Annotated in this window: 7 protein-coding genes and 1 pseudogene; 5 read left to right on the forward strand and 3 right to left on the reverse strand. The window is 47.7% G+C overall.

The annotated features are described in order from the left end of the window. Positions 1 to 193: 193 nt before the first annotated feature. Complete coding sequence (locus tag PN462_RS11835; protein ID WP_272128442.1) at positions 194 to 592, reverse strand: hypothetical protein; 399 nt, start codon at positions 590 to 592, stop codon at positions 194 to 196. Between the two features lie 215 nt (positions 593 to 807). After that, a complete protein-coding gene (locus PN462_RS11840; RefSeq protein WP_272128443.1) occupies positions 808 to 1626 on the reverse strand; it encodes an EI24 domain-containing protein in 819 nt (272 codons plus the stop codon). A 148-nt stretch (positions 1627 to 1774) separates the two neighbouring features. Between PN462_RS11840 and PN462_RS11845 the strand changes: the two genes are divergently transcribed. Both PN462_RS11845 and PN462_RS11850 read left to right on the forward strand, forming a co-directional pair. Continuing rightward, entirely contained in the window at positions 1775 to 2110 is a 336-nt protein-coding gene (locus tag PN462_RS11845; RefSeq protein ID WP_272128444.1) for an antibiotic biosynthesis monooxygenase, read from the forward strand. 393 nt (positions 2111 to 2503) lie between these two features. After that, entirely contained in the window at positions 2504 to 8020 is a 5517-nt protein-coding gene (locus tag PN462_RS11850; RefSeq protein WP_272128446.1) for a PAS domain S-box protein, read from the forward strand. Between the two features lie 627 nt (positions 8021 to 8647). Here PN462_RS11850 and PN462_RS11855 read toward each other — a convergent pair. Beyond that, positions 8648 to 9853 carry a phosphoglycerate kinase gene (locus PN462_RS11855; RefSeq protein ID WP_272128447.1) on the reverse strand — a complete coding sequence of 402 codons (1206 nt, stop codon included), beginning with the start codon at positions 9851 to 9853 and terminating at the stop codon, positions 8648 to 8650. A gap of 105 nt (positions 9854 to 9958) precedes the next feature. Here PN462_RS11855 and PN462_RS11860 point away from each other — a divergent pair, with 105 nt between their 5' ends. The 3 genes and pseudogenes from PN462_RS11860 to PN462_RS11870 all read left to right on the forward strand — a co-directional run. Further along, positions 9959 to 10378, forward strand: a complete 420-nt coding sequence (locus PN462_RS11860; RefSeq protein WP_272128448.1) for a universal stress protein — start codon at positions 9959 to 9961, stop codon at positions 10376 to 10378. Positions 10379 to 10399: 21 nt separating this feature from the next. Continuing rightward, entirely contained in the window at positions 10400 to 11587 is a 1188-nt protein-coding gene (locus tag PN462_RS11865) for a peptidoglycan-binding protein (protein ID WP_272128449.1), read from the forward strand. 118 nt (positions 11588 to 11705) lie between these two features. Beyond that, a pseudogene (locus PN462_RS11870) lies at positions 11706 to 12039 on the forward strand (hypothetical protein); the annotation flags it as partial.

Consider the following 12039-nt stretch of genomic DNA (forward strand, 5'->3'; position numbering starts at 1 on the left):
AACGCACCCTACGATCTATCCACATTAATCAGGTGCGTTACACTTCGTTAACGCACCCTACGATCTATCCACATTAATCAGGTGCGTTACACTTCGTTAACGCACCCTACGATTAACCTACAATTAAATTAACCTAAAAAAAAACGGAGGGGGGTTGCCCCTCTCGGCTTTTTTAAGTAGTTAGCAAACCGTATTATTCACGATTCCGTTCGTACCAAGGGCCTTCATGGGGGTCTCTATAGGTGTCATCCTTATGGATGGAGAGTTCCTTGGTGGCACGATACTCATTATTCTGGTCGTACCAAGAACCTGCATAGCGTTCAGGATAGGTTTCATCTTCAAATCCTGAGAACTTCTTGGTTACGCTACGACTAGAACGGTATTCGTGATTCCGTTCATACCAGGGCCCTTCATGGGGATCCCGATAGGTGTCATCTCTATAGATGGGAAGTTCTTTGGTTTGCGGGTTTAAGGTTTCAGGTTTCGTTTTCTCTGCTTCAACCGCTTTAACTGATTCAGTTGCGGTAATGAATGGAGCGATCGCTGCGGATGCTAACAACAATGCTAATCCTTTCTGTGCGACCGTCTTCATAAAATTAAACCTCCTTATCGTTTGTTGAACTGACTTGTGTTTCAACTTATTTACATTGTGATCTAGTTAACCTTTTGATTTTGTGTATCTTTAGGAAGAAACTGGGGTCATTCGTTCGAGTGAATCTGTTTCCGTGCTTCTCTAGACCACTGTTTGCAAGGTAACGAGGCAGGGTTAAAAGAGGCTGAGAGACCCTTAATTTTCGCTGAATGAACTTATCCCTCTCTCTCCCCTCTCTGCTGGGGGGAAAGTTTCGGGAGGACGCGATCGCACCAAAACAGGGTCCCTGATGCGACACAGAGGGGGATGGTGATTAAATTAATGAAGGGAACACTAATTAACGCCCAACAGACTAGACTAAAACTCCCACTGGCGGGTAAGGTCTTAAAGACAATGCCCATTTTTTGGCGGAAGGGAAAGCGACGACGTTCAGACGGCCCGTCGAGGAAGTCCAGACAGGCAATAAAGGCCGTTAGGGCAATTCCAGCAATGGCGGTTATCAGAGTCCCGACGGCAGGGATAAAGTTTAAAATTAACAGGGGAATGGCGATCGCAATCCACAGCAGCAACTTTTTCACCTCAAACAGCAGGGCCCGCCAAATATCCCGAATCACCCCCACATCAATCACTTCCGCTTCTCCTAAGCGAAATTTTTCCATTTCCTCGGAGAGTTTCCCATACCACGGGGCCCCCAACAATGTGCCAAACTGCAACAAGATAAACCCTGTCACCAAAAACAGCACAATGACTGCAATCAACCGCAACAGATAAGCTACCCCCATAATCAAATAATCTAACACCCCCAACCATTGGGGCAAATCGGCGATTTGCTGATCCACCCAAGTATCCAACCGTAGGGTTAAAGCGTCGATACTATTCCAAGCGGGAAAGAGTAAACTAACATAGAGGACCACCGCAATCATAAAGTTTACCCCAATGGGAATGATGACAAACTTGAGTAAGCGGGGGGATTGACGAAACGCATTGAGAGACCGCAACGGATAGGTTGCACCTGTAATGAGACCAAAAGCCATGTTTCTCTGGGGAAGTCAGCAAAACTCCATTGTATGATCTAGGACGGGGCAAGTTTGGCCCGTTTCTTCAAGTCCTGTAAAGATTTTGGTGGAAGTCCTAGAGAAAGTGCAACACTAGAATTAGGTAATTTATGGAGAATTGCTTAATATGTCTGAATTTCTTGACTTTCTACGCCACAAATATGCTTATGTTGCCATTGGTGAGTTTAAGCCTGGTAAATTTGATGAAGCGGAACGTCTCTTTGTGAAGGCGGTTTCAACCTATAAACAGGGGTTTAAAGGGGCTTATTTGCTACAAGAACCGGGAACTGATAAAGGCATTGCGATTATTTTTTGGGATAATATAGAAGATATGGAAGCGAATCGCAACTCCCTTCATGAAGCATTACTGGCAGAAATGTCTCATTTATTTGACTCTGCTCCTCATTCTTCTTTCTATGAAGTCCGTAGTGAAATCGGTGAGGGAGAACAGGTAGAAGTCTAGCGTTATGGTAAGCATTTAGCCATCTGTTGTCAGCCGCGACTCTTAAAACGCTGCCATCCCAAGGGTTGCTTTTATTCCTCTGTTCCCGTGAGGGTCCGCGCAGGAGAAACGCGCTTTTGCGCTCTGGTTGAATGCTGGTGTTGATCAACCCGTTTTAACGGGTTTCAGTTATTAGCCTTGGGTTTTAACCCAAGGCATAAAATGACTATTGACTATTATTGTCAAAAATCGACTCCTCCCAATTTATTTTAATCCGGTCAACCAATAGACAATGTAAAGAAACTCGAATTTATGAGTATAAACAATTATCTTTTTTTTAACAATTAATTCATCAGGGAAATAAATACGGAATAATAGAAAATAGTAAGTTTATCAACGCTTGGGCTGGCTGTTATGTCTTTCTCTCTATCGGAATTACAAACTGCGATCATTCGGAATCCCTTAATTGTATCACCAGAAACGAGGGTAATAGACGCGATCGCGCAAATGAATGGTGTACAAATGAATGGTGTACAATCCGCTCAGAGAAAGCCATCCCGCGCCGATCTGAACCCAAGCCCAAGCATACCAAGCAGTGGGGCCAGTTGTGTCCTAGTCATGGAGAATCGAAACATCTTAGGCATTCTCACCGAACGGGATGTGGTTCGCTTGACGGCCCAGCAGCAATCCCTCGATGGGTTATCGGTAGGTGACGTAATGACCCACCCCATTCGGACATTACAAGAATCAGAATTTAGAGACTTCTCTACCGTCTTAAATGTATTTCAACAGTATCAGATTCGCCATTTACCCTTGGTCAATGGGCAACAGCAACTCCTAGGACTGGTCACACAAGAAAGTTTACGACAAAGTTGCCGCCCCATCGACCTATTGCGCTTACGTCTAGTGTCAGAAGTGATGACAGACCAAGTTGTCTGTGCCACTCCCCAAGACTCCCTCTTAACCATTGCCCAACAAATGGCCCATCACAACATTAGTTCAGTGGTCATTGTCAGCCCGAACGAGACAACCTCCCCCCCCAAACCCCTCGGAATTCTCACCGAACGGGATTTAGTCCAATGTCAAGTGTTAGGCTTAAATCTTGAACAGTGTAAGGCTGAGGCCGTCATGAGTACCCCCCTGTTGACTGTTCACCCCAGCGACTCCCTCTGGACAGTCCAGCAGGTTATGGAACAGCGTTTCATCCGTCGCATTGTGGTGACAGACAAGCAAGGGGAGTTACGGGGAATTATCACCCAAACCAACTTACTCCAAGTCCTCAATCCCCTCGAACTATATAATTTAACCAAAGTCTTAGAAGAAAAAGTTAGCCGTTTAGAGGCGGAAAAAGTCGCCTTACTGGAAAATCGGGCCAAGGAATTAGAACAAGAAGTCGAGAAACGTACCGCGGCCTTACAACTACAGGCCCAACGGGAAAAACTCCTCACCGAGTTAGGCACGCACATTCGTTCCTCTCTGAATCTAGAGACCATTTTAGACACCACCGTAGAACAGGTGCGACAGGTGTTAAACTGCGATCGCGTAATTATCTTTCAATTTCACCCAGACTACAGTGGCACAATTATCGCCGAATCCGTAACTCCCCCCTGGCAGTCTAGCTTAGGGAATCAAATTACAGATACCTGCTTTCAACAACAAACCAGCCTTCTCTACCAGCAAGAACAAGTCATCATCGTCAATAACGTCGAAGACAGTCACTACACCCCCTGTCATCGCCAACTCCTCGCCCAATATCAAGTCCAAGCCAGTCTAACAGTTCCCCTGTACCGAGAGGGGGAATTATGGGGATTATTAATCAGTCATCACTGTGAACAAGTGCGTCAATGGCAACCCGAAGAAATCGCCCTCTTGCAAGAAATTGCCCTACAACTGGCCATAGCCATCCAACAAACCACCACCCACCAAAAATTGCAAGCCGAACTTCAAGCAAGACAGACCGCAGAAACTGAACTTCTCACCAGTCAACAGAATTACGCCAACCTAGTGGCCGCCGTCCCCGTGGGCATTTTTCGCACCGATGCCCAAGGAAAATGTCTCTATGTCAATGATTACTGGTGTAAACTGGCCGGACGTAGCCTAGAAGAAGTCTTAGGAGATGGGTGGCAACAAGTCCTACACCCCGAAGATCGGCAGGAAGTCATCGCCGGGTGGTATCAGGCCACCCAAGAGAATCGCCCCTATCAAGGAGAATTTCGCTTTCAACCCCCCGATGGGACAGTCAACTGGGTAGATGCGCAAGCGGTGACAGAACGAAGCCCAGAGGGACAAATCATTGGCTATGTGGGAACAGTAACAGATATTAGCGAACGGCAAGCCGCCGAAACGGAACGACTCAAAGCCACCCAAACCCAACAGGAATTAACCCTTCTCGAACAAATCTTAGAAGTCACCCTCGCCGGGTATTGGGATTGGGATATCGCCAATCAGCAAGAATATCTCAGCCCCAGCTTTAAAAAAATGTTCGGCTACGAAGATCACGAACTGCCCAACACCCCCGAAACTTGGCAAAATCTGATCTTTCCCGAAGATTTACCCAAAGTCTTTGACAATTTTCATCGCCATGTAGAAAGTCGCGGCCAAGTCCCCTACTACAACGAAATTCGCTATCAGCACAAAGACGGTTCAACGGTTTGGGTTATTTGTTCGGGGAAAGTCATTGAATGGGATGACGAGGGCAACCCCTTACGGATGATTGGCTGTCACATTGATATTACCCAACGTAAAGCCGTTGAAGAAGATTTACGGGAAAGCAAAACCCAGTTTCAGCGACTGGTGAATGATATTGGGGACAAATTTGTGGTCTTTAGCCATACCGGAACATCCGGCATTTTAAGCTATGTGAGTGAGGGGATAGAATCCGTCTTTGGTCTTCAGAAAAAGGACATTTTAGGGACTTCTTGGGCAGAAAGTATTGATTGGTTGCCCGACTCCATTACGACTGGCCAATCGGCCTTGCAGGAAGCTATAGAGAATCCCGTTGATTTACAACAGTTTGAGATGCGGTTTTGGCATCCTGATGGCAGTCTGCGCACCATACAAGTCTCTCAACATCCCGTGAAGGACGAAGTGGGGAATTTACTGGCGATGGAAGGAATTGTTGAAGATATCAGCGATCGCATCGAAACCGAAAACGCCCTCAAAGACTCCCAACAGTTTATTCAAACCATTCTCGATACCATCCCTCTCCCCGTCTTTTGGAAAAATCGAGAATCGGCCTTTTTCGGCTGTAACCGGGAGTTTGCCGAATGGGTGAACTTAAACTCCACCAACGAGATTATCGGGAAAACCGACTGGGACCTCCCCCTTACCGAAGCAGAAGTGAAAAACTGTCAGGCCGGCGACCAAGAAGTTATGGAAACCGGAGAAGCTCAACTAGATCGAGAAGAAATCTTTATTTTGCCCAATGGAGAACAACGCTGGATTGAAACCCACAAAGCCCCTCTCCGAGATACCCAAGAACAGGTAATGGGCATGGTGGGCATCTTACAGGATATCACCGATCGCAAATTAGCCGAAACCACCAGAAAACAGTTATTGACCACTATAGAAGCAGCCATTGATGGCATTGCCATTTTACAAGAGGAGCGTTATATCTATGTCAATCAAGCCCATTGTGCCTTGTTTGGCTATGAGACAGCCGAGGACTTTTTAGGGCAGTCTTGGCAAATGCTCTATTCAGAAGCGGAATTGCAACGCTTTGCACAAGAAGTCTTCCCCATTTTACAGCGCGATCAGTCCTGGCAAGGGGAAGCGATCGCCACTCGCAAAGATGGAACGACCTTTATTGAAGGACTCTCCCTCACCCTCACCGACGATGGCTTAATTATTTGTGTCTGTCGAGATATCACCGCCCAAAAACAAACCGAACAAGAGTTAATTACCGCCAAAAATGCCGCCGAAGCTGCGGCCCGAGCGAAAAGCATCTTTTTGGCGAATATGAGTCACGAAATTCGCACCCCCATGAATGGCGTGTTGGGGATGTTGAACCTATTACAGAGTACCGAATTAACTGAAGAACAGCGATCGCAAGCTCATATCGCCCAATCCAGTGCTGAATCTCTCTTAACCCTCATTAACGACATTCTCGACTTCTCCAAAGTCGATGCCGGAAAACTGGAATTAGAATATCTTGACTTTGATCTCCGCCAACAGTTAGGCGAATTTGTCCAAGCCATGGCCTTCAAAGCCCAAGAAAAAAATATAGAATTAATCCTCGATGTCCGAGGTATGCCACAAGTCGGGGTAAAAGGGGACCCAGGCCGGTTGCGGCAAATTTTGACCAACTTAGTGGGCAATGCCCTCAAATTTACTGAAGACGGGGAAATTGTGATTCAATGTACCCTAGAAGAAGACGGCGAAGACTTCTTGTTTACCGGAAGCATTAGTGATACCGGAATTGGCATTCCTGAAGATAAGTTAGCCAGTCTCTTTGACTCCTTCACCCAAGTCCATGCCAAAACCACCCGCCAATACGGTGGCACAGGGTTAGGGTTAGCCATTACCCAAAAACTCTGTGAATTAATGGGAGGCAATATTCGCGTTGAGAGTGAATACGGCCAAGGCAGTTGTTTTGAATTTACCCTCCGTTTCCAACCTAGTCAGACTCTCCCCCAAACGTTACCCTCCGTGGAGTTAAACCATTTACGGGTTTTGGTGGTAGATGACAATGAAACCAATCGAGAGGTGTTATCGGGCCAGTTGGGCCATTGGGGGGTAAAAGTTGTCACAGCAGCCAATGGCCCCGCAGCCTTGAGTTTATGCGAAACGGCAGTCCAGCGTAACCCCAATCAACCGCCCTTTGATATTGCCTTATTAGATATGCAGATGCCGGAGATGGATGGGGCAGAATTGGGCCAACGTCTCAAGGCAGAGCAACAGTTTCAAGCCATGCCCTTGGTGATGATGACTTCTATCGGCAGTCGGGGGGATGCTCAAGTGTTTGCAGATTTGGGCTTTAGTGCCTATTTCACCAAACCTGTTACCCCGTCTAATCTCTATAATGCCTTAGCCATTGTTACTGAGGGGGGAAGTGCGTTACGAAATGCCTCTCCTCTCATCACGGCCCCTTATGTCCAATCCTTACAGTCTGCCACTCGCTTGAAAACTGCTCAAACTCCCCACTGGCCAACTCCCACTCGCTTGTTACTCGTAGAAGATAATCAAGTGAATCAAAAGGTGGTGCAAGGGTTATTGAAAAAGTTGGGGTTAGAGGTAGATTTGGCCTTTCATGGTCGGGAAGCCCTGTATATTCTAGAACACGCTCCGACCAATCATCCCTATACTTTGGTATTAATGGATTGTTTAATGCCGGAAATGGACGGCTATGAAGCGAGTCAGCAAATTCGCCAAGGGAAAGCGGGCGATCGTAATCGAGATATCCCCATTATTGCCATGACGGCCAACGCCATGAAAGGGGATAGAGAAGCCTGTTTAGCCGCCGGAATGAGCGATTATATCCCCAAACCCATTCACCCCCAAACCTTAGCCGAAATCCTCGAAAAATGGCTCTTGTCGGACGAAAAAGCAGAGGAGGTTAACCCCGTCACCGAGGAAGAAACCTCCCCAGAGTCATCGGCGTTGAATAAGCAGGATTTATTCTCCCGTTGCGCCCATGATGAGGAGTTAGCGAGAGCCATTGCCCAGTTTTTCTTAGATGACCTCGCCGACATGATGGCCCAGATTCAACAATCTTTACAAGCGGATAACGCCCAAGAGGTCGCCCGGACTATTCACGGACTCAAAGGGGCTGCCGCCAATGTAGGCGGGGAAGCCGTCCAAACCCTAGCCTTAGAACTAGAAAAAGCCGCTAAGTCCGGCGATTTACGCTTTGTCAATAGTCGCATGGCTAGTTTAGAAATAGAGGCCACTCGTTTGAAAACTGCTCTAGAGCAGTTTATAGTTGAGAATTAATTCGTTCGTAGTAAGCCCTTTAGGACTTCCGACCCTCCTAACCCATTTTAATGGTTTCGTTGGTCTATTCAACCCGTTTTTAACAGGTTTAAGCTATTAGCCTTGGATTGAAACCTAATTTTATACCACAAAAAAGAATATTTGTCAAATTACTAGACAGTAGAGAAAGAAAAAATTGTGCATCGCCAACCCTAAAAATGTCCCCCTTTTTGGGAAGAAAGCACGGAAGAATGGGAATTTGAGGTGGGTTAAATGCAAATTAGACAGAATACGCCTTTGGATTTTAATTTTTTGTCAAGGGGCCTTTATTGTACCAAACGCCGCAATTTCGTTCCTCTGATCTGGACTTTTTTTTGGTTAATTTTTGTAAAACTCGCCATTTAATACAAACCTTTAATCTAAAAGCCAATAAAAAATAAGTAAACAAAATAAATTAAAGTAATCCCCCATCACCAATTACCAATCGCCAAGTAAAAATGATCAATATGAGAGCATCAGAAGCATCGAGTTAAACAACAGTGCGATAAACCAAATTTCACCCCCATCACCCCCATCACCCTCATCACCTCCATCTCCCCCATCACCCACCCCAAAAGGGGGGCAAAATGCCCCCACAGGAGAGTTTAATTAAGCATCATCTAACGCCGCAATACCGGGTAACGTTTTGCCTTCGAGTAACTCTAAACTTGCACCACCGCCAGTCGAGATATGGCTCATTTGACTCGCCACCCCAACTTTTTCCACAGCAGCAACAGAGTCTCCCCCACCAATAATCGTGGTCGCTCCTTTTCCGGTTAAATCCGCCAGAGTCCGGGCAATGGCCTCTGTTCCTTTAGAGAATTTCTCAAACTCAAACACCCCCATCGGACCATTCCAGAGGACTCCTTGACAGTCGGCTAAAGCCCCTTGGAACGTTTTCACGGTGTCGGGGCCAATATCTAACCCCATCCAACCATCGGGAATATTTTCCACACTCACCGTCTGAGTATTGGCATCGGCGGCAAATTTATCGGCCACAATCACATCAGTGGGTAACAGCAATTGTACGCCTTTTTCCTTGGCTTTAGCTTCTAAGGACTTGGCCAAGTCGAGTTTATCTTCCTCCACCAAAGAATCCCCAACAGAGAGACCACGGGCTTTAAAGAAGGTGAAGACCATCCCCCCACCGATGATCAATTTGTCGCATTTTTCCAACAGGGTTTCGATGACCCCAATTTTACTGGAGACTTTCGACCCCCCAATAATGGAGGCTAAAGGCCGTTGGGGGTTATTGATGGCGTTTTGCAGGTAATCTAATTCTTTTTGAATTAAATAACCGCCTACACTGGGATGGAGGTATTTAGTTACACCTTCGGTGGACGCATGGGCCCGGTGTGCCGTCCCAAAGGCATCGTTGACATACAGATCGGCATTGGCGGCTAATTTCTCCGCAAAGGCGGGGTCATTGGCTTCTTCTTCGGCATAGAAGCGGACGTTTTCTAATAAGGCGACATCGCCGTTATTCATGCCACTGACCACGCTAGAAACGGCATCGCCAATACAATCGTCACATTTTTTAACCTCTTTACCGAGTAACTCCGATAACCGTTGGGCTACGGGGGTTAAGCGGAGACGCTCTTTCACTTGCCCTTTGGGCCGTCCCATGTGGCTGGAGAGCAACACTTTGGCCCCTTTGCTGGTTAAATCTTGAATGGTGGGCAAAGCAGCACGAATGCGCGTATCATCGGCAATGTTGCTGTTGTCGTCTAAGGGGACATTGAAGTCAGCCCGTACTAAAACACGCTTTCCGGCTAGATCAGCTTCTGATAGATTTGCTACACTTTTTTTCGTCATGTGAATATCCTCCTAGATTGCGTTCTATGCTAGAGATGTGTCTTAAATTAGGGGATCACTCCCTAGCTGATTGTACCGGAGTGGGTGTTACTGGAGATACGTCCTATGTTTAAAACTGTTTTATTTCCCATTGATTTATCCCGTGAAGCACGGGGAGCTATGGATATGGTGGTGGAAATTGTCCAAAAGTACAATAGCCGCTTAGTGTTGCTGTCTGTGGTGGAGGCCCCAGAACAGGAACAGGAAACGCAAGCACAAGCCCCAGACGGGATGACTTCGGTGGAGGCCGTGGAACGTCTGTTGCAAGGTGCGAAGACGATGTTTACGGAGAAAGGGATTGAGGTGGAGGTGATTGAACGGGAGGGGATGCCTTCGTTTACTATTTGTGATGTGGCCGATGAGTTGGATGCCAATTTAATTATTATGGGGTCTAGTGGTAGTGGGTTAACCCAGGAAGGGGTTGCGGAGAGTGTGACGAACCGGGTGATTAATTTGTCTCCCTGTCCGGTGTTGATTGTTCCTTAATTTCAGCTTGTGGGAGGTGTAATGATGGTGTCGGAGTTGGAAAAAAAGGCCGCTCAAGGGATTGTGAATTTGTTTGAGACGGGGAAGGTTCAGGGGGAGTATGGACAAGTGACCTATATTCCCTCTGATCCAGGGGGGTTGACTTATGGCCGATCGCAAACCACCCTCTATAGTGGCAATTTGTTTTTGTTGATTAAAGCCTATGTGGCGGCCCCTGGGGCGGCCTATGGGGCGGAGTTGCGACCCTATTTGGCGGATTTGGAGCGGCGGTCTTCGGGGTTAAATCAGGATCATCGGTTACGACAACTTTTAGAAGATGCGGGCCAGGACCCGGTGATGTGGGAGGTGCAGGATGCGTTTTTTGACCGCGTGTACTGGCAACCCACTCTCCGCAGTGGGGAGTATATTGGGGTGAAAACGCCGTTGGGGATGGCGGTGGTGTATGATGGGCGGATTCATGGGTCTTGGCATTTAATCCGCGATCGCACGAACCGCAGTTATGGGCCCCTCAGTTCCCTCGGTGAGCATACTTGGATTACACGCTATGTGGATACCCGCCGCAATTGGTTAGCCCATCACAGCATCCGACTCCTCCGCAAAACGGTATATCGTATGGATGCGTTTAAAGCCCTCATTGCGGACAATAAATGGCATTTAACCCCCCCGTTTTTTGTGCGAGGGGTCCGCATTGACCAAGATGCCTTACAACCTGCGGTGCGAGCATCAGCCCTCATTGCCCCAGAACGGTTGCTCAAGTTGGAAACTCCCTATTTACAAGGGGAGGATGTCCGCTGGGTGCAAAATGCCTTACAACAGGCCGGGTTTAGCGTGGAGGTTGATGGGGTTTATGGGCCGGGGACGGCGAAACAATTAGCGGAGTTTCAAGCTAAAAATGGGTTAATGGCTGATGGTATTGTAGGGGACTCTACTCGTGCAACATTAGGCATTGAGGACAGCACCTCTGAACCCAACCCCCCTTCTACGGTGACAACCCCCTCTCGTCTTCTCAAACTGGAAAATCCACCCCTGCGGGGCAATGATGTGCGGGAGTTACAAGGGGCCTTGCGCGAGGTCGGTATTCGCGTGGGGACTGATGGGGTGTTTGGACCTAATACTGAACAAGCGGTGAAGGAGTTTCAACAACGCTGGGGGTTAGTGGTGGATGGTATTGCGGGTCCAGGGACTCGGCAAGCGTTAGGGTTAACCTGACTCTGGAGTTTGGGAGTCTCTGATGAGGGGCTGTTTGCCCTCGCGCTATACTAGAGAGAGAAACAATCTTAAATGTTTCAGCGTCTTAATATTGCGATCGCGCTTATTGGCTAACCCCATGCCTCAGTCTATTCGCAAACCCCCTTTAAACCCGTTTCCGAAACTCTTTCGTCCCTTTTTACTCGCGTCTCTGGGACTCCATGGGGTATTGCTGTATCTTCCCATAAGCAATGACCCCCCTCAACCCGAAGCAGAAGCAGAGGAGGAGGAAGAAACAGTAAAAATTAGCCAACTTCCCCCTCCCAGTCCTGTTGTTACATCACCCTCACCCTCACCCTCACCTCAACCAAGTCCTTCCCCCACCCCAGAAGCGACTCCTGAACCCCTCTTTTCCCCCCCACCTCCCTTAACCTTCTCCCCCTCGTCGGTGGTGATACCTCCCCCGATAACCC

Source organism: Spirulina sp. CS-785/01 (assembly GCF_028330525.1).
Lineage (GTDB): Bacteria > Cyanobacteriota > Cyanobacteriia > Cyanobacteriales > Spirulinaceae > JAQMSD01.

What these genes read in the sequence shown, in the direction of transcription:
- PN462_RS11840 (WP_272128443.1), bottom strand. Translation starts at nt 1,626, where the DNA reads ATGGCTTTTGGTCTCATTACAGGTGCAACCTATCCGTTGCGGTCTCTC.
- PN462_RS11855 (WP_272128447.1), bottom strand. Translation starts at nt 9,853, where the DNA reads ATGACGAAAAAAAGTGTAGCAAATCTATCAGAAGCTGATCTAGCCGGA.
- PN462_RS11860 (WP_272128448.1), top strand. Translation starts at nt 9,959, where the DNA reads ATGTTTAAAACTGTTTTATTTCCCATTGATTTATCCCGTGAAGCACGG.
- PN462_RS11835 (WP_272128442.1), bottom strand. Translation starts at nt 592, where the DNA reads ATGAAGACGGTCGCACAGAAAGGATTAGCATTGTTGTTAGCATCCGCA.
- PN462_RS11865 (WP_272128449.1), top strand. Translation starts at nt 10,400, where the DNA reads ATGATGGTGTCGGAGTTGGAAAAAAAGGCCGCTCAAGGGATTGTGAAT.
- PN462_RS11845 (WP_272128444.1), top strand. Translation starts at nt 1,775, where the DNA reads ATGTCTGAATTTCTTGACTTTCTACGCCACAAATATGCTTATGTTGCC.
- PN462_RS11850 (WP_272128446.1), top strand. Translation starts at nt 2,504, where the DNA reads ATGTCTTTCTCTCTATCGGAATTACAAACTGCGATCATTCGGAATCCC.